General features: G+C 69.7%; 21 protein-coding genes. 17 read left to right on the top strand and 4 right to left on the bottom strand.

Annotated features, from left to right (window positions below):
- A partial coding sequence (locus E3T37_RS11165; RefSeq protein ID WP_174844096.1) for a C40 family peptidase occupies positions 1-541 on the top strand: 541 nt, incomplete at its 5' end.
- Between the two features lie 122 nt (positions 542-663).
- On the opposite strand, the gene ppa is transcribed toward E3T37_RS11165, so the two are convergent.
- Complete coding sequence (gene ppa, locus E3T37_RS11160; RefSeq protein WP_134366850.1) at positions 664-1155, bottom strand: inorganic diphosphatase; 492 nt, start codon at positions 1153-1155, stop codon at positions 664-666.
- 44 nt (positions 1156-1199) lie between these two features.
- On the opposite strand from ppa, the gene tilS reads away from it, so the two are divergent.
- The 14 genes from tilS to E3T37_RS11090 all read left to right on the top strand — a co-directional run bounded on the left by tilS (position 1200) and on the right by E3T37_RS11090 (position 13145).
- Entirely contained in the window at positions 1200-2240 is a 1041-nt protein-coding gene (tilS, locus tag E3T37_RS11155) for a tRNA lysidine(34) synthetase TilS (RefSeq protein WP_134366849.1), read from the top strand.
- Positions 2221-2772 (top strand): hypoxanthine phosphoribosyltransferase, encoded by a 552-nt coding sequence (hpt, locus tag E3T37_RS11150; protein WP_134366848.1) that lies wholly within the window; start codon positions 2221-2223, stop codon positions 2770-2772. Before tilS ends, hpt begins: the two co-directional genes overlap by 20 nt.
- Positions 2773-2869: 97 nt before the next feature.
- Positions 2870-4867: an ATP-dependent zinc metalloprotease FtsH gene (gene ftsH / locus E3T37_RS11145; protein WP_134366847.1), complete on the top strand. Its 1998-nt coding sequence runs from the start codon at positions 2870-2872 to the stop codon at positions 4865-4867.
- Between the two features lie 9 nt (positions 4868-4876).
- Entirely contained in the window at positions 4877-5446 is a 570-nt protein-coding gene (folE, locus tag E3T37_RS11140) for a GTP cyclohydrolase I FolE (RefSeq protein WP_134366846.1), read from the top strand.
- A gap of 44 nt (positions 5447-5490) precedes the next feature.
- Positions 5491-6285 (top strand): dihydropteroate synthase, encoded by a 795-nt coding sequence (gene folP, locus E3T37_RS11135; RefSeq protein ID WP_134366845.1) that lies wholly within the window; start codon positions 5491-5493, stop codon positions 6283-6285.
- On the top strand, positions 6282-6647 hold the full coding sequence (gene folB, locus E3T37_RS11130) for a dihydroneopterin aldolase (RefSeq protein WP_134366844.1): 366 nt from the start codon (positions 6282-6284) through the stop codon (positions 6645-6647). Before folP ends, folB begins: the two co-directional genes overlap by 4 nt.
- On the top strand, positions 6644-7165 hold the full coding sequence (gene folK, locus E3T37_RS11125; RefSeq protein WP_134366843.1) for a 2-amino-4-hydroxy-6-hydroxymethyldihydropteridine diphosphokinase: 522 nt from the start codon (positions 6644-6646) through the stop codon (positions 7163-7165). The genes folB and folK overlap by 4 nt, the downstream gene beginning before the upstream one ends.
- Complete coding sequence (locus E3T37_RS11120) at positions 7162-7632, top strand: DUF3180 domain-containing protein (protein ID WP_134366842.1); 471 nt, start codon at positions 7162-7164, stop codon at positions 7630-7632. The genes folK and E3T37_RS11120 overlap by 4 nt, the downstream gene beginning before the upstream one ends.
- Entirely contained in the window at positions 7625-8122 is a 498-nt protein-coding gene (locus tag E3T37_RS11115; RefSeq protein ID WP_134366841.1) for a PH domain-containing protein, read from the top strand. Before E3T37_RS11120 ends, E3T37_RS11115 begins: the two co-directional genes overlap by 8 nt.
- The gene (locus E3T37_RS11110) at positions 8119-9681 is read left to right on the top strand and encodes a PH domain-containing protein (protein WP_134366840.1); all 1563 of its coding nucleotides are present in this window, start codon (positions 8119-8121) and stop codon (positions 9679-9681) included. The genes E3T37_RS11115 and E3T37_RS11110 overlap by 4 nt, the downstream gene beginning before the upstream one ends.
- Positions 9678-10457 (top strand): Rossmann-like and DUF2520 domain-containing protein, encoded by a 780-nt coding sequence (locus E3T37_RS11105; protein ID WP_134366839.1) that lies wholly within the window; start codon positions 9678-9680, stop codon positions 10455-10457. Before E3T37_RS11110 ends, E3T37_RS11105 begins: the two co-directional genes overlap by 4 nt.
- 32 nt (positions 10458-10489) lie before the next feature.
- Positions 10490-11359, top strand: coding sequence for a pantoate--beta-alanine ligase (gene panC / locus E3T37_RS11100; protein ID WP_241981074.1), 870 nt, complete (start codon positions 10490-10492; stop codon positions 11357-11359).
- A gap of 12 nt (positions 11360-11371) precedes the next feature.
- A complete protein-coding gene (lysS, locus tag E3T37_RS11095; protein ID WP_134366837.1) occupies positions 11372-12913 on the top strand; it encodes a lysine--tRNA ligase in 1542 nt (513 codons plus the stop codon).
- 7 nt (positions 12914-12920) lie between these two features.
- Positions 12921-13145, top strand: coding sequence for a hypothetical protein (locus tag E3T37_RS11090; RefSeq protein ID WP_134366836.1), 225 nt, complete (start codon positions 12921-12923; stop codon positions 13143-13145).
- Here the strand turns inward: E3T37_RS11090 and E3T37_RS11085 are convergent.
- Positions 13138-14394: an ROK family transcriptional regulator gene (locus tag E3T37_RS11085; protein WP_241976075.1), complete on the bottom strand. Its 1257-nt coding sequence runs from the start codon at positions 14392-14394 to the stop codon at positions 13138-13140. The two genes, E3T37_RS11090 and E3T37_RS11085, sit on opposite strands and share 8 nt — an antisense overlap.
- A gap of 105 nt (positions 14395-14499) precedes the next feature.
- On the opposite strand from E3T37_RS11085, the gene E3T37_RS16865 reads away from it, so the two are divergent.
- Both E3T37_RS16865 and cls read left to right on the top strand, forming a co-directional pair.
- A complete protein-coding gene (locus E3T37_RS16865; RefSeq protein WP_166787168.1) occupies positions 14500-14676 on the top strand; it encodes a hypothetical protein in 177 nt (58 codons plus the stop codon).
- Between the two features lie 6 nt (positions 14677-14682).
- Positions 14683-16146, top strand: coding sequence for a cardiolipin synthase (gene cls, locus E3T37_RS11080; RefSeq protein WP_134366835.1), 1464 nt, complete (start codon positions 14683-14685; stop codon positions 16144-16146).
- A gap of 17 nt (positions 16147-16163) precedes the next feature.
- On the opposite strand, the gene E3T37_RS11075 is transcribed toward cls, so the two are convergent.
- The gene (locus E3T37_RS11075; RefSeq protein ID WP_134366834.1) at positions 16164-17036 is read right to left on the bottom strand and encodes a cytochrome c biogenesis CcdA family protein; all 873 of its coding nucleotides are present in this window, start codon (positions 17034-17036) and stop codon (positions 16164-16166) included.
- On the bottom strand, positions 17036-17770 hold the full coding sequence (locus E3T37_RS11070) for a thioredoxin domain-containing protein (protein WP_134366833.1): 735 nt from the start codon (positions 17768-17770) through the stop codon (positions 17036-17038). The genes E3T37_RS11075 and E3T37_RS11070 overlap by 1 nt, the downstream gene beginning before the upstream one ends.
- Positions 17771-17833 lie beyond the last annotated feature (63 nt).

Genomic DNA, 17833 nt, shown 5'->3' with positions numbered 1-17833 from the left:
CCAGCCGGCTCCCGCTGCGGCTAAGCCGGCTGCTCCGGCTCCGGCTCCTGCGCCGGCTCCGGCTCCTGCTCCTGCGCCGGCACCCGCACCTGCGCCGGCACCTGCGCCGGCACCCGCACCTGCGCCGGCTCAGCCGGCCGCCTCGGCACCGACCCCCAACGCGAGCGCCGTCGACACGGCACTGAACTTCGCCCGTCAGCAGCTCGGCGACCGCTACCAACTGGGCGGATCCGGTCCCGACGTCTGGGACTGCTCCGGCCTGACCAAGGCCGCCTACGGTGCGGCCGGCGTCTACGTCGGGCCGCATTCGGCGACCGCGCAGTACCGCACGATGGCCAACCAGGGCCGGCTGGTGTCGTTCAGCCAGGTTCAGCGCGGCGACCTCGTCTTCTGGGGCGGCGGCGGCGACTACTACCACGTGGCCATCTACGTGGGCGGCGGGCAGGTGCTCGAGGCTCCGGACGTCGGCAAGCCGGTGCGCATCCACAGCATCTGGTCGCCCGGGGACGTAGCCCCGTACGTCGGCCGGCCCACCGGCTGACCCCGACCCCTCATCCGGCCGGCCCTTCTACGCCGAACCGTGAGAAAAGCCCCTTCCCGGACTCCGGGAAGGGGCTTTTCTCACGGTTCGGCGAGTGTGTGTGGGTGTTGGAGGAGCGGAGGCTAGTGGCCCTCGGTCGCCAGCTTCTCGATCCCGTCGCGCACGATCTGGTCGGCTTCGGCGGCGTCGCCCCAGCCCTCGGTCTTGACCCACTTGCCGGGTTCGAGGTCCTTGTAGTGCTCGAAGAAGTGCTCGATTTCCTTGCGCGTGTACTCCGGGATGTCCTTGACATCCTGGATGTGGTCCCAGCGCGGGTCGCCGGCCGGAACGGCGATGACCTTCGCGTCTGAGCCGCCGTCATCCGTCATGTTGAACACGCCGACCGGACGCACGGAGAGCCCGACGCCCGGAAAGAGCGGGAAGTCGAGCAGCACGAGAACGTCGACCGGGTCGCCGTCCAGGCCGAGGGTGTTCTCGAAGAAGCCGTAGTCGGTCGGGTAGACGAAGCTCGTGTAGAGCACCCGGTCCAGGTAGACCCGGCCGGTCTCGTGGTCGACCTCGTACTTGTTACGGCTCCCACGGGGGATTTCGATTACTGCGTCGTATGCGGCCATGGCCTGTTTCTCCCTTGATCAAAGTCTGCCGCTAACGTTACTGGATGGAGTCCCCCCGCCGTCCGAGGCTCAGCCCGGCCATCGCCGATGTGCGGCGGATGGTGCGTGAGCTGCTCCCCGAGGCCGGTCTCGTGCTGGTCGGGCTGAGCGGGGGAGCCGACTCGCTCGCCCTCGCCGCCGCCACCGCCTTCGAGGCGTCGCGCGCCGGCCTGGGCGCCGGGGCGGTCATCGTCGACCACGCGCTGCAGGCCGGCTCGGCCGAGGTCGCCGCCGAGGCGGCCCGTCAGGCCGGTGCGCTCGGCCTCGACCCGGTGCTCACCCTGCGGGTCACCGTCGACGAAGGCGCGGGTGCCGGCGGGCCGGAGGCCTCCGCCCGCCAGGCGCGGTACGCGGCGTTCGACCGGGCGCTGGCGGAGACCGGTGCGAGCCACGTGCTGCTCGGCCACACCCTCGACGACCAGGCCGAGACCGTGCTGCTCGGGCTGGCGCGGGGCTCCGGCCCGACCAGCCTGCAGGGGATGAGCGCCGTCAGCGGGCCGTTCCTGCGGCCGCTGCTGGGCATTCGCCGAGCCGTGACGCGCCGGTTCTGCCTCGACGTCGGACTGACGCCCTGGCAGGACCCCCATAATCTCGATCGAAGATTCGCGCGGGTGCGGGTGCGGCACACCGTGCTGCCGCTGCTCGAGGACGAACTGGGCCCGGGCGTCGCCGAGGCGCTCGCGCGCACGGCCGACCACCTGAGGGAGGACTCCGGCGCCCTGGACGACCTGGCCCGGCAGCGGGCCGAGGAGCTCTGCGAACTAAGTACGGGCGGCGTGCGGCTGGCGGTGAGCGGGCTGGAAGCGAACCCGCCCGCGCTGCGGCAGCGGATCATCCGTTTCGCGGTAGAGCGCGAATTCGGCGCATCCCTGGAACGGGTGCACACGCTGGCCGCGCTTCGGCTGGTCACCGACTGGCACGGACAGAAGGCGCTGGACCTGCCAGGCGTTAGAGTTGTACGGCAGGACGGTTGGCTGATTTTCGCCGCGCCTGGACACACTCCAAGCAAAGGAACATCCCGCTCCCATGGAACCCCGCGACATTGAAGGCGACCTCACCGAGATTCTGATCGATGAGGAGCAGATCCGGGCCAGGCTCGCCGAGCTGTGTCGCGTGATCGAGAAGGACTACGCCGGCAAGGACCTGCTGCTGGTCGGCGTTCTCAAGGGCGCGGTCATGGTCATGGCGGATCTGGCCCGCGAACTCGTGCACCCGATCACGATGGACTGGATGGCGGTGAGCTCCTACGGCTCCGGCACGCAGTCCAGCGGCGTCGTCCGCATCCTCAAGGACCTTGACACCGACCTGCACGGGCGGAACGTCCTGATCGTCGAGGACATCATCGACTCCGGGCTGACGCTCTCCTGGCTGCTCGCCAACCTCAAGTCGCGCGGACCCGAATCCGTCGAGATCTGCGCGCTGCTGCGGAAGCCCGCCGCGGCTCGCGTCGACATCGACGTGAAGTACCTCGGATTCGACATCCCGAACCAGTTCGTCGTCGGCTACGGCCTCGACTTTGACGAGCGCTACCGCAACCTGCGCTCGGTCGGCGTGCTCGCCCCGCACATCTACGCCTGACCCGCACGGAGCGCTGACACCCTGGCGCTGACACACATAGCGCTTTGGGCGAACACACGGTTCCCGCTCAGTGGCGGCAAGGTAGCCTGTGACCACGATGAACGTCAAGAAGCTACTGCGCGGGCCGCTCCTCTACATTCTGCTGGCATTTGTTGCCGTCTGGGTAGGGTCGAGCCTCATTACCATGTCGGGATTCAAAGAGATTTCGACCCAACAGGGGCTCGAGTTCCTCAAGGACGGGAAGGTCTCCGAGGCCAAGATCGTCGACGGCGAGCAGCGCGTCGACCTGACCCTGACCAAGGCCGATCCGAAACTCGGCAGCGAGGTGCAGTTCTACTACGTCGCCCCGCGCGGCGAGGAGATCATCACCGCCGTCACGAACGCAGACCCGAAGAACGGTTTCACCGACGAGGTGCCCAAATCGAGCTGGTTCCTGTCCCTGCTCGGGATCCTGTTGCCGCTGCTGCTGATCGGCGTGTTCTTCTGGTTGATGCTCTCCGGCATGCAGGGAGGGGGCAACAAGGTCATGCAGTTCGGCAAGTCCAAGGCCAAGCTCGTCTCCAAGGAGAGCCCCCAGGTCACGTTCGCGGATGTCGCGGGCGCCGACGAGGCGATCGAAGAACTCGAAGAGATCAAGGACTTCCTCAAGGAACCGGCCAAGTTCCAGGCCGTCGGCGCGCGCATCCCGAAGGGCGTTCTGCTCTACGGCCCTCCCGGCACCGGAAAGACTCTCCTCGCCCGCGCCGTGGCCGGTGAGGCCAACGTGCCCTTCTACGCCATTTCCGGTTCCGACTTCGTCGAGATGTTCGTCGGCGTCGGCGCGAGCCGCGTGCGCGACCTGTTCCAGCAGGCCAAGGAAAATGCCCCGGCCATCATCTTCATCGACGAAATCGACGCCGTCGGGCGCCACCGCGGCGCCGGCATGGGCGGCGGTCACGACGAGCGTGAGCAGACCCTCAACCAGCTCCTGGTCGAGATGGACGGCTTCGACGTCAAGGCCAACGTCATCCTGATCGCTGCGACGAACCGTCCGGACATCCTCGACCCGGCGCTGCTGCGCCCCGGCCGGTTCGACCGTCAGATCGGCGTGGACGCCCCCGACATGCTCGGACGCAAGCGCATCCTCGAGGTGCACTCCAAGGGCAAGCCCATGGCCCCCGGCGTCGACCTCGAGGTGCTGGCCCGCAAGACTCCCGGCTTCACCGGCGCCGACCTGGCCAACGTGCTGAACGAGGCCGCCTTGCTGACGGCCCGCTCCAACGCCCAGCTGATCGACAACCGCGCCCTGGACGAGGCCGTCGACCGGGTGATGGCGGGTCCGCAGCGCCGCAGCCGGGTCATGCGCGACAAGGAAAAACTGATCACCGCGTACCACGAGGGCGGCCACGCGCTGGTCGCGACCGCGATGCGCAACACCGACCCGGTGACGAAGATCACGATCCTGCCCCGCGGTCGCGCCCTCGGCTACACGATGGTGATGCCGGTCGAAGACCGCTACTCCGTCACGCGCAATGAGTTGCTCGACCAGCTCGCCTACGCCATGGGCGGCCGGGTGGCCGAGGAGATCATCTTCCACGACCCCACCACCGGTGCCTCGAATGACATCGAGAAGGCCACGTCCACAGCCCGCAAGATGGTCACCGAGTTCGGGATGAGTTCGGCCGTCGGCCCGCTCAAGCTGGGCCAGGGATCCGGTGAGGTCTTCCTCGGCCGCGACATGGGCCACCAGCGCGACTACTCCGAAAGGGTCGCCGAGAGCGTCGACGCCGAGGTGCGCCAGCTCCTCGAAGACGCGCACGACGAGGCCTACGAGGTGCTGAACACCAACCGGGAGATCCTGGACCGGCTGGCCGCGGCGCTGCTCGAGCACGAAACGCTCGACCAGCACGCGCTGGCCGATATCTTCGAGGGCGTCGTCAAGCTCCCGACCCGGCCGCAGTGGCTGTCCAGCGACAAGCGCCCCGTCTCCGACCAGCCTCCCATCCCGATGCCGGCACCCAAGATCTCCGCCCCGACCGGCGTGCTCGACGGCGACGCCGTCGCGAGCAAGCCGGCCCGCACGCCGGCCCGCAGCCCCCGTCCCGCCACCGCCTAGGTCGCGCCGGTGGCAGTAGACAGGGCGCGGATCGAAGCCGCGGTCGCCGAGATCATCGCCGCAATCGGCGAGGATGTCGCCCGGCCGGGGCTCGAGGCGACGCCCCGGCGGGTAGCGGAGTCCTACGCTGAATTCTTCGCGGGGCTCGACGTCGACCCGGTCGACCACCTGCGCGACACCATCCCGGTGGGACCCCACACGGGCGAGCTCGTGCTGCTGCGGGACATCGCCTTCCGGTCGGTCTGCGAACACCACCTGCTGCCGTTCCTCGGCACCGCCCACCTCGCCTACCTGCCCGACGAACGCGTCGTCGGGCTGGGCAAGCTGCCCGCCGTGGTCGACACCCTGGCCACCCGGCCCCAGCTGCAGGAGCGGCTGACCGAGGAAATCGCCGAGGCCCTGCACACGGGGCTCCGGCCGCGCGGGGTGCTCGTGGTCCTCGACGCCGTGCACGGCTGCGTGACCGCCCGCGGCCCGAGGCAGTCCGCCAGCTCGACCGTCACCATGGCCAGCCGCGGCGAGCTGTCCGAGCCCGCCGCGCGCGCCGAGATCATGGCCCTGATCGGGGCCGGGCGGTGACGCCCCCGCATTCGTCGGCGCCGACCCCGCCGAGGACCCTGGTGATGGGGGTGCTCAACGTCACCCCGGACTCCTTCAGCGACGGCGGGAAGTGGGCCTCCACGGATGCCGCCATCGCCCACGCCCTCGCGCTCACGGGCGAGGGGGCCGATTTGATCGATGTGGGCGGCGAGTCCACTCGCCCCGGCGCCGGCCGCGTCTCGCCCGCCGAGGAGCAATCCCGGATCATCCCGGTGATCACCGAACTGGCCCGCCAGGGTCTCCGGATCAGTGTGGACACCCTCAACTCCGGCACCGCCGCGGCGGCCGCCGCCGCCGGCGCGAGCGTCATCAATGACGTCTCCGGGGGACTGGCCGACCCGGTGATGGCATCCGTCGCTGCGGACAGCGGGCTCACCTACGTGGCCATGCACTGGCGCGGACACGCCCGGAAGATGGACGCGCTGGCCCGGTACGGCGATGTCGTCGCCGACGTGCGCGCCGAACTCTCCGCCCGGGTGGAGGCGCTCACCGAGGCCGGCGTGCTGCGGGGCAACATCGTGCTCGACCCCGGTCTGGGCTTCTCGAAACTGCCCGAGCACAACTGGCAACTGCTCGCGCACCTGACGTCCTTCGCCGACCTGGGGCTTCCCGTGATGGTGGGCGCGTCCCGGAAACGGTTCCTGGCCGGGGCGCTCCCCGCCGACGTCGGCCTCTCCGAGCGCGACCTGCCGACCGCGGTGGTCAGCGTGCTGGCGGCCCAGGCCGGCGCCTGGGCGGTTCGCGTGCACGACGTCGCGGCGACGCGCACGGCACTGAACGTGCTCGCACTGGTCGACTCGGCCACAATGGAACTATGAGAAGCGACTCCATCACGTTGACCGGGCTCCGAGTCAACGCGCATCACGGCGTCTACGACTTCGAGCGTGAGAACGGTCAGGACTTCGTCATCGACGTGACGGTCTGGCTCGACCTGCAGCGGGCCGCGGCGTCCGACGACGTGACCCAGACCATCCACTACGGCGAACTCGCCGTCGAGGTCACCGATGCAGCCCGGCACAACCCGGTCGACCTGATCGAAACCGTGGCCGAGCGCATCGCCGCCGTGGTCCTGGCCCACGACGTGGCCGAGCGGGTGCAGGTGACGGTGCACAAGCCGCAGGCGCCGATCTCCGTGCCGTTCACGGATGTCGCGGTGCAGATCCTGCGGACCCGCGAATGAGCGGGCAGCCGGCGCTGCTGGCCCTCGGGAGCAACCTCGGCGACCGGGCGGCCACCCTCGCGGCGGCCGTGAACGAGCTGGCCGGGATTCACGGGCTCGAGCTGACCGCCGTGTCCCCGGTGTACGAATCGGTCGCGGTGAAGCCGCACGGCGTCGACGAGAACGCGCCCCGGTACCTCAACCTGGTGGTGGGCATCCGTTACGACGGCGACCCGCACACCCTGCTGGACGCCGTGAACGCCATCGAGAACGACCACGGCCGGGTGCGCGCCGAGTGGTGGGGTGATCGCACCCTGGACATCGACATCATCGCCTTCGACGACCTCGAAATCGATGACGCCCGCCTGACCCTCCCGCACCCTCGGGCCTGGGAGCGCGACTTCGTGCTGGCCCCGTGGCTGGACCTCGACCCCGAGGCCGTCCTGCCGGGGCACGGCACGGTGCGCGCGTTGCTCGCCGCCGTCGGCTCCACGGTGCGGCCCTACCGTCTGCCGCACGACATCGGCGGCGCCCGGTGAAGCGCACCCGCGCGACACCCGTCATCGCCCTGACCATGCTGGGCCTGGTCGTCGGCTTCCTGGTCGAAATCACCTCGGCGGCGACCGGGGCCGCGATGGTCCTGCCCCCGGCCACGCTGCCGGTGGCCCTGGTCGGCATCGCCATCGCCGTGGTGGCGCTGGCGTGGCCGATCCGGCAGGCGACCCGGGGCAAGGTGCGCCGGCACGTCAACCCCTTCCTCGCCATGCGCGTTGCCGTCCTGGCGAAGGCCTCAGCGCTGAGCGGGGCGCTGATGCTCGGCTTCGGCCTCGGCATCGTGCTCTACGCCCTGACCCGGTCCGTGATGCCGGCGGCAACGTCGGTCTGGTCCGCACTCGGGATGGCGCTCGGGGCCGCGATCCTGCTGACCCTCTGTCTCGTCGCCGAGCACTTCTGCACGCTCCCCCCGGACGACGAGGACGACGAGCAGGGCGGAATACGTGCCTGAGACCGCCGGACGACTGGACCTGCCCGAGGCGGGTGAGTGGAAGCGCGTCTCGCCCAGGTACGTGGTGGTGGAGATCGTCGGGACGGTGCTCTTCGGCCTGGCCCTGTGCGCCGCAGCCTCCGCGCTGTGGCTGGTCGCGGACGTGCAGTGGGCGCCGTACCTGCTCGCGGCCATCATCGTGATCACGGCGGTCACGGTCGCGTTCGAACCGCGCCGGGTGCGCGCCATCGGCTACCAGCTGCGCCAGGACGACCTGCTCTTCCGGCGGGGCATCATGTTCACCCGGTTCGTGTCGGTTCCCTACGGGCGGATGCAGCTGGTCGACATCACCCGCGGACCGATCGCGCGCCGGCTGGGACTCGCCGACCTCAAGTTCGTGACGGCCGCCGCCTCTTCCGGAGTCCTCATCCCCGGGCTCACCGAGGCGGATGCGGAGAGCCTGCGCGACGCTCTCGTCGAACTGGCCGAGAGCCGTCGGGCCGGACTGTGACCGAGCTGGCCGACGGGGAGTGGCACCGGCTGCACCCGGCCAGCCCCCTGCTGCGCGGCGGAATCTTCATCGTCGCGGTGCTCGGCTTCATCGTCGCGAACCTGCGCGAACGCCTGGTCGACTTCTTCCTGGGGGTTCCACGCTACGGCGGTGACCCGATCGACGAGATCCTCGAGCGCGGCGCCGTCGGCTGGGCCCTGCTCGGACTCACGGCCGTGCTGATCGCGATCCTGGCGGGCTTCTACCTGTCCTGGCGCATGCACACCTTCCGGGTCACCGGCGAGGTGGTCGAGGTGCGCAGCGGCCTGGTCTTCCGCAGCAACCGCCGTGCCCGCCTCGACCGGATCCAGGGCGTCAACATCGTGCGCCCCTTCGTGCCGCGCCTGTTCGGAGCCGCGAAGCTCGAGGTGAGCGTGGCCGGCCAGGACGCGAACGTGCAGCTCGCCTACCTGGGGTCGGCCAACGCGGACCAGCTGCGCCGGGACATCCTTCGCCTCGCGTCAGGTCTGCGGCAGCCCGCGCCGGTGCAGCCGGGCGCCGCCGCTCCCCTCGAGGGTGCCGCCGCCGTGGTCCCCGGCGCGGGAACCCCGGCCGGGCTCGGCGCGTTCGCCGCCCACCGGGCCGCCGACTTCTTCGCTCCCGAGCTTGACCCCGACGCGGCGCCGCCGGAATCCGTCGTGCGGATCCCGCCCGGACGGCTGATCGGCTCCGTCCTCTTCAGCAGGTTCACGGTCTTCCTGGTCCTGGCGGCCATCGCCCTGGCCGTCTTCGGCTGGACCGCCGACACCGGCGGCTGGCTGCTCGTGGTCATCCTGCCGGGCCTGATCGCGAGCGTCAGCTTCTACTTCTCCCGCGTCACCAGGTCGCTGCGCTACAGCATCGCCGGCACCGCCGACGGCGTGCGGGTCGGGTTCGGCCTGCTGACCACCAGCAACGAGACCCTGCCGCCGGGCCGCATCCACGCCATCCGTGTCTCCCAGCCCATCCTCTGGCGCCCGTTCGGCTGGTGGCAGGTGCACATCAACACGGCCGGCCACTCCACGAACAAGGGCGCCGGCGGCGAGGCCGACACCACGACGCTGCCGGTGGGCACGCTCGCCGACGTCGCCCGGGTACTCGAACTGATCCTGCCGGGGTTCGACTCCGCGCCTCAGCAGGCCCTGATCGAGCGGGGGCTCCGCTCCACGGGGGGCGACGACGGCTTCACGAACGCGCCGCGCCGCGCCGCCTGGCTGCTGCCGTTCTCCTGGCGCCGCACCGGCTACGCCCTCTCCGAGGGGGTCGCCCTGCTCCGCCGCGGCGTGCTCTCCCGGGAGCTGATCCTCGTTCCTCTGGCCCGGCTGCAGAGCGTGGGCATCAACCAGGGCCCGGTCGAACGGATGCTGCGCCTCGCCTCCGCGCGCCTGCACACCGTCGCCGGACCGGTGGTGGCGACCCTCAGCGTGCTCGACGCGGGCGAAGCCGTGGCGTTGTTCGAGCAGGTCTCGTCCGGAGCGATCACGTCCGCCCAAGCGGACACCACCCACCACTGGAACCTCCCGAACGGAGCCCTCGAATGAGCCAGCGTCCCGGCCGCCTCGGAATCGGCATCATCGGGGCCGGCCACGTCGGCCCCATCCTCGGCGCCGCCCTCGCCGGCGCCGGCCACGCCATCGTCGGAATCTCCGCGATCTCCCAGGCCAGCCGCGACCGGGCGGAGGCCATCCTTCCGTTCGTGCCGATCCTCAGCGTGCCCGAACTGGTCGAGCGCAGCGAACTGGTCATCATCGCGGTACCGGACGCCCAGCTGGAGAGCCTGGTCAGCGGGCTCGCCGCAACCGGCACCTGGCAGGCCGGACAACTCGTGCTGCACACCTCGGCGCGCTACGGCACCGCGGTGCTGGCGCCGGCGCAGGCCGGCGGCGCCATCCCCCTGGCCATTCACCCGGCCATGAGCTTCACCGGCACCAGCATCGACCTGGCCCGTCTGGCCGACACCTACTTCGCCGTGACCGCGCCGACCCCGGTGCTGCCGATCGGGCAGGCCCTCGTCGTGGAGATGGGCGGCGAGCCCGTGATCGTCGCGGAGGCCGACCGGGCCCGGTACGCCGAGGCCGTGGAGACCGCGACCGCGTTCTCCACCTCGATCGTGGAGCAGGCCACCGGGCTGCTCTCGGGGATCGGGATCGAACATCCGGGGGCCGTGATCGCCCCCCTGATGCGCTCGGCGATGGAGAATGCGCTGGCCCGCACCAGCCCCGACCGGCTCGACCTCTCGCACCTCGAGGGGCTCGGGGGTCCGGCCGGACTCGACCCCCCTGACCGGCCCGACGACCGCGACGATTTCGACGAATGATTCAACCGCAACACACCGGAGGACGAGTGAACGTGCTCACCACACCAGAAGTAATCACCAGCATCGACGAGTTGCGGAGCCGCTTGGCCTCCGCACGGGAGCGGGCCGTTCCCGGCGACGCGCGGATCGTCCTGGTGCCGACCATGGGCGCCCTGCACGCCGGCCACCTGACCCTGGTGCGCCGCGCCCGCAGCCGGGGGGACATCGTCGTGGTCTCCATTTTCGTGAACCCGCTGCAATTCGGGGCGGGAGAGGACCTGAACACCTACCCGCGCACCCTGGACGCGGACGTCGCCGCCCTGGCCGAGGAGGGCGTTGACTTCGTCTTCGCCCCGACCAGCCAGGTGATGTACCCGGCGGGCGCAGCCTCCACCCGGGTCACCGCCGGCGCCGTGGGCGCGCTGTACGAGGGCGCCGCGCGCCCCGGCCACTTCGACGGCATGCTCACCGTGGTGGCGAAGCTGTTCAACATCGTCGGCCCCGACCTGGCCGTCTTCGGCCAGAAGGATGCCCAGCAGGTCTTCCTGGTCGAACGGATGCTGGCCGACCTCGACTTCCGGCTCGCCCTCGAGATCGTGCCGATCGTGCGCGAAGAGGGCGGACTGGCCCTCTCCAGCCGCAACCGCAACCTCGATCCCGCCCAGCGCCTGGCCGCACGGTCGCTGAGCGCCGGTCTCGACGCGGCGGCATCCGCTGCCCCCCAGGGCGTCGCCGCCGCGCTGGCCGCGGCCCACGCGCGGATCGACGTTCAGCCGCTGGTTAAACTGGACTATCTCGTTGTCGTGGATCCGCGGACTTTCCTTCCGGTCGGCGCCGACCACGTCGGGCCGGCCCGGATGCTGGTCGCGGCGCTGGTCGGGAACACCCGACTGATCGACAACGTGGCCCTGGACATCCCCTAGACGGAGAACCGCATGAGCGAGCAGCAGAACCCCGAACCGACCGACGCCGAGAACGCCGCGGCAGCCGCAGCAGCGGAGGCCGAAAGCAACGAGCAGAAGCTCGTGCGCCTGGCCAAGCGTGACCGCTTGAACGCCGCCGCGACCGGCCCCGGCGGGGGTGCCTACCCGGTGTCGGTGCCCGTGACCGACACGATCCCGGCCGTCCGCGCGCGCTTCGGCGACCTCGAAGCGGATGCCGTCACCGGCGTCACCGTCGGCCTCGCCGGCCGCGTCGTGCACCTGCGCAACACCGGAAAGCTCTGCTTCGCCAGTCTCCAGTCCGGCGACGGCACCCGCATCCAGATCATGGTCTCCCTCAGCGAGGTGGGCGAGGAGTCCCTCGCCGCCTGGAAGGACCTCGTCGACCTGGGCGACCACCTGTTCGTCTCCGGCGAGGTCATCTCCTCCCGCCGCGGTGAGCTGTCGATCATGGCGGCGGAGTGGCAGGTCGCCGCGAAGGCGCTGCTGCCGCTTCCCAACCTGCACACCGAGCTCAGCGAGGAGACCCGGGTGCGCAGCCGGTACCTCGACCTGATCAGCCGCGAACAGGCCCGCCGCAGCGTCGTGCAGCGCTCGCAGACGGTCGCGAGCCTGCGCCGCACCTTCACCGAGCGCAATTTCATCGAGATCGAGACGCCGATGCTGCAGGTCATGCACGGCGGCGCATCCGCCCGCCCCTTCACGACGCACAGCAACGCGTTCGACACGGACCTGTACCTGCGGATCGCCCCCGAGCTGTTCCTCAAGCGAGCCGTCGTCGGCGGCATCGACCGGGTCTATGAGATCAACCGCAACTTCCGCAACGAGGGCGCCGACTCCACCCACTCGCCCGAGTTCGCGATGCTCGAGGCCTATGAGGCATACGGCGACTACAACTCCATCGCCGACCTCACCCAGACCCTGATCCAGGATGCCGCGCTGGCCATCGCCGGCTCGCATGTGGTGACCTGGGCCGACGGCACCGAGTTCGACCTCAGCGGCGACTGGGACCGGATCGGCATGTACGACAGCCTGTCCGCGGCCGTCGGCTACCTCATCTCATCCGAAACCCCGCTCGCCGAGCTCCAGACGCTGGCCGACCGGGAGGGCCTGGAGATCGACCACCCCATCCACGGCAAGTACGTCGAGGAACTGTGGGAGCACTTCGTGAAGGGCGGACTGACCCGCCCCACGTTCGTGATGGACTTCCCGATCGACACCAGCCCGCTCGTGCGCGGCCACCGGGAGACCGCCGGCGTGGTCGAGAAGTGGGACCTCTACGTGCGCGGCTTCGAACTGGCCACCGGCTACTCCGAGCTCGTCGACCCGGTCGTGCAGCGGGAGCGCTTCATCGAGCAGGCCCGTCTCGCGGCCGGCGGAGACCCGGAGGCGATGCGCCTGGACGAGGAATTCCTGCGCGCCCTCGAGTACGGGATGCCGCCCACCGGCGGCATGGGCATGGGCATCGACCGCCTGCTGATGGCGTTGTCCGGCCTCGGCATCCGGGAGACCATTCTGTTCCCGTTGGTGAAATGATGGACGCATGAGCATCACGCCCTCCGACACGCCGAACCCCCACACGCCCGCCTCCGGCACGCCGAACCCCCACACGCCCGCCTCCGGCACCCCCGCGCCCGGCGAGCCCACCGAATCCGGCTGGCCCCGGCGGAACGGGCCCTCGCGGAACCGGATCGTGGTCTGGATCATCGGCGGCGGCATCGGCCTGTACCTGGTCGTCACCGGCCTCTACGGCATCCTGGTCAAATAGGAAGTCGCCGCGCCCGCGGGGCGGTCTGCCCGGCGGAGTGCGGGGCGAGCTCCTGGTGCAGGATGAGGGCGGCCGCGCCGACGGCGGCGGCGTCTGCGACGTGGGCGGAGAGGCGCACCTGCACGCGGTGCCGCGCCCGGGCGAAGAACCCCTCCGCCAGGCGGCGCTCGGCCGCAACGAGGTAGAGCGGGCCGGCCGTGGCGAAGGAGGGGCCGGCCAGCACGATCGAGTCCAGGTCGAGGATGTTGGCGACCGCGACGATGGCCGTGGCCAGGTGGTCGGCCGACCGGGTGATCAGCTCCAGGGCGAACGGGTCGCCGTCGACGGCGGCCGCGGCGACGAGCTCGAAGTCGAGGAACGGGTCTCCCTCGGGGGACAGCTCAACGGCCGACCGGCGTCCCTCGGCGAGACCGGCCCGCGCGCTGGCCGCGATCGCCTTCGGCCCGGCGAGGTCCTCCACGGTGGCTCCCGGTCCCGCCCCGTCGGGGGCGCTCACCCAGAGCTGGCCGATCTCGCCGGCGTTCGAGCTGGCGCCGCGGTAGACAGTGCCGCCGAGCACGATGCCCGATCCGATCCCGGCGCCCATGTAGACCGTGCAGTGCGCCGCCGTGCCGGCGATGGAGCCGCTCCAGAACTCGCCGATGGCAGCCGCGGTCGCGTCATTGTCGATGGTGACCGGAAACCCGGTCGCGCGCCGGACCGCGTCTCGGATCGGGAAGTCGCGCCAGGCCGCCAGGGTCGGAGGGGCGAGCAGGCTCCCGGAATCAAGGTCCAGCGGGCCCGGGGCCGCGATCCCGATGCCGACCACGCGGCCGGGCGCGACGCCCAGCCCGGTGAGGAGCGCGTCGACCTGGGCGGCCATCCGTGCCACCGTGAGGTCGGGATCGCTAGGCCCGACCCCACGGATGCGGGTGCCTCCCACCAGAGCCCCGCTCAGGTTCGTGACCACGAAGGTGATGAAGTCCGCGCCGAGCTGGATTCCGACGGCGAAGCGGGCGTCCGGGTCGACCTCGAGCAGCACCCGCGGCTTGCCGCCGGTGGACTCGCTCCTGCCGGCCTCCCGCACCAGGCCCTCCCGGATCAACTGCCGCACCACGGTGGACATGGTCGCCTGGGTGAAACCCGTGCGTTCGGCCAGTTCGACCCGGCTGATCGGCCCCGCCGACCGGATCAGATCGAGGACCAGGCCGCGGCTCGTGGCGGTCGTCAACGCCGCGCGGGGCTTCGGTATCCGTCCTCCTTCTGGCACCGGGCAAGCTTAGCCATCAACACTTCACAAAGCCCCCGGGTCGAGCCGAACAGCCCCGTGGACCTGTGCCCTCGCCCACCGTTTTCCCGTATCGTTGGAGGGACTATGGACAACTTCTGGGTCAGCGCATTCTGGTCGCTCCTGCCCACCATTCTGGTCGGGCTCATTTTCTGGGTGATCATGCGGTCCATCCTGCGTGCCGACCGAACGGAACGTAAGGTATACGCCCGGATCGAGGCGGAAGAGCGCGCCAAGCTCGGGCTCGACAAGCCGGTCACCTAGCACCGCATGTTCGGCATCGATGTCTCGACCGTCATCCTGGTGATCGCCCTGGTGGTCGATTTCGCCATCCGTGTCGTTGCGATCATCGTCGTGCCCCGCAACCGACGGCCGACCTCCGGGATGGCCTGGCTGCTCGCGATCTTCTTCCTGCCGTTCATCGGCGCACTGCTCTTCCTGATGATCGGCTACCGTACCCTGCCGAGGAAGCGCCTGGAGATGCAGGAGGAGATCAACCAGTTCATCCTCGACAGCACCGAGGGCATCGACCAGGTGCGCCGCGACCATCCGTGGCCGCCGTGGCTGGAATCGGTCGTCGAACTCAACCGCACGCTGGGGTCCATGCCGCTGGTCGGCGGCAACGAGGCCCGGCTGCTCGGTGACTACGAGGGCACTTTCGCCGAGATGGTCACCGACATCGACCAGGCACGCAATTTCGTGCACGTCGAGTTCTACATTTTCTCGCTCGACAGGACCACGGCGCCGTTCTTCGACGCCCTCGAGAACGCGGTCAAGCGCGGCGTCACGGTGCGCGTGCTGATGGACCACATCCAGTCCATGCGGAAGCCCGGCTACCGGGCGACGCTGAACCGGCTCACCGCCTCCGGAGTGAAGTGGGAGCTGCTGCTGCCGCTGCAGCCGCTGAAGGGCAAATGGCAGCGTCCCGACCTGCGCAACCATCGCAAGCTGCTGATCGTGGACGGCACGGTCGGGTACATGGGGTCACAGAACGTCATCGACCGCAGCTACAACATGCCCGCCAACATCCGTCGCGGACTGCAGTGGAAAGACCTCATGACACGGGTCGAGGGGCCGATCGTCTCCGGACTCAACGCGATCTTCATCACGGACTGGTACAGCGAGACGAACGACCTGCTCACCCGCGATATCCAGCCGGTGTCGACCGAGGTCGTTCCGCATTCGCTGGACTGTCAGGTGGTGCCCAGTGGGCCCGGGTTCGAGGGCGAGAACAACCTGCGGCTGTTCCTGGCGCTGCTCTACTACGCCCAGGACAGCATCATCATCACGAGCCCGTACTTCGTGCCGGACGAATCGATCCTGTACGCGATCACGACCGCGACCCAGCGCGGGCTGAACGTGGAACTGTTCGTGTCCGAGGTCGCCGACCAGGCCCTCGTCTACCACGCGCAGCGCTCCTACTACGAGGAACTCCTGCGGGCCGGCGTGAAGATCTTCATGTACAAGGCGCCGTACGTGCTGCACGCCAAGCACTTCACGATCGACGACGAGGTGGCCGTGATCGGGTCGAGCAACATGGACATGCGCTCGTTCAGCCTCAACTTCGAGGTGTCGATGATGGTGCGCGGCCGCTCATTCGTGCAGCAACTGCGCGCGGTGCAGGACGGCTACCGCGCCGACAGCCGCGAACTGACCCTCGAGGAGTGGATGAAGCAGCCGCTGCGCTCCACGGTGCTCGACAACCTCGCCCGGCTGACCTCCGCGGTGCAGTAGGAGCCCCTTGGCACTCGTCACCGGGCGATCGGCTCTGCTGATCGCCCGGGTTCGGCCTGCTCTGTGGCTCGCGCCGGAGCTGCCGGTTGCCGGCCGCGCACGAAGAAGATCACGGCGATGATGATCAGTGCCACGATGGCCGCCAGGCCGAAGACGAGATTGGAGACGCCCGAGGAGGCGTTCAGCACGAAGGACTCGGCGGCGAACTGCTCGCCGATGGTCAGGATGCCACCGAGTCCGGCCGTGCCCTCGGTCAGCAGGAGGAGTGCTCCGATTCCGATCGAGAGCAGGCCGGACACGACCAGCAGCCACGAATTCTGCCAGCGTCCGATCCGCACCATTCGCGGCCGCAGCCAGCCGCGCTCCGCGATCCTCAGGCGGTTCCAAACCAGCGCCAGCACGAACAGGGGCACGGTCATTCCCAGCGCATAGATCGCCAGCAGGATGCCGCCGTAGGCGGCGTTTCCGCCGACGGCGGCAACCGTGAGGACCGATCCGAGAATGGGGCCCGCGCACACCCCGGCCACCCCGTAGACCGATCCCAGGAGGAAGACCGAGGCCGAGGAGGTGCCCTCACCGCCCCCGTCCCTGGCGAACGCCGGAAGCCTGATGCCGATGAGCTGGACCAGTCCGAGGGCGATCACGAGGGATGCGGCGACGGCCACGAACCCGGCGCGGTTCTGCGTCAAAAACGCTCCGAGCGTGCCGGCGAGGACACCGATCGGCACGAGTGTGGTGATCAGCCCCAGGTAGAAGAGTCCCGTGCGGGCCAGGAGCTTCGTCGGCGTCGAGAACGCGTAGGCGAAGAACGCGGGAAGGAGCAGGACCGAGCAGGGGCTGAGCAGGGTCAGGACCCCGCCGATCAGCGCGCCGGCGTAACCGATATCCATTATTCGGCGGCTTCGGCGAGTTCTCGATCAATGGCCTGGCGGAAGGCCTCGACGGGTTGGGCGCCGGAAATGGGCGTGTCGTTGACGAGAAACAGCGGTGTTCCGGTCGCGCCGAACGAGCGAGCCTCGTCGGTGTCCCTGGTGACAGCCGCCAGTAGCGCGGGGTCGGCCAGGTCGCTCTCGAAACGAGCCATGTCAGGCACTCCGATGTCGCGGCCGATCTGGAGCAGACGCTCCCGCGGCAGGGCGAGGTGGGCTCTCTCGGGGGCATCCCGGAACGTCGCCTCGTTGAACTCCCAGAACAGGCCCTGCGCCCCGGCTGCCCGTCCCGCAACGGCGGCGTCAATGGACTCCTGGCCGAAGACCGTGAGATCCCGCCATTCGATGCGCACCTGGCCCGAATCAACATATTCGCCGATGAGCAGCGGGAGGGTCTCTCGGGCGAAGACGGCGCAGAACGGGCAGCGGTAGTCCGAATACTCGACCAGCACCACCGGGGCATCCGTGTCACCCCGCGCCGTCGGATCGCCGTCAATTCGACGGGACATGTCGAAGGCCGGTTCGGAGCCTTGCTCGTCGGCGCCGGCTGGGGGCGATGCCTGCTCTGCCGTGCCGGACTGGGCCGCGAAGCCGACCCCGAGGACGACTACAATCGCGACAGCGCCGGCGATCAGGTAGACAAGGCCGCGTCGGCGGGAGCCCGACGACGCGTTCTTGGGTTGCGCAGATGCCATGGTCGTCGCCCTCCCGGATTTTGATGAGACATTTACAATGTATAGACATTTAGTGAGAAAGGA

Source organism: Cryobacterium sp. TMT2-10 (genome assembly GCF_004403075.1).
In the GTDB taxonomy this organism is placed as follows: domain Bacteria; phylum Actinomycetota; class Actinomycetes; order Actinomycetales; family Microbacteriaceae; genus Cryobacterium; species Cryobacterium shii.
The sequence above is the reverse complement of the archived record's forward strand: the minus strand, read 5'-3'. Positions and strand labels throughout refer to the sequence as shown.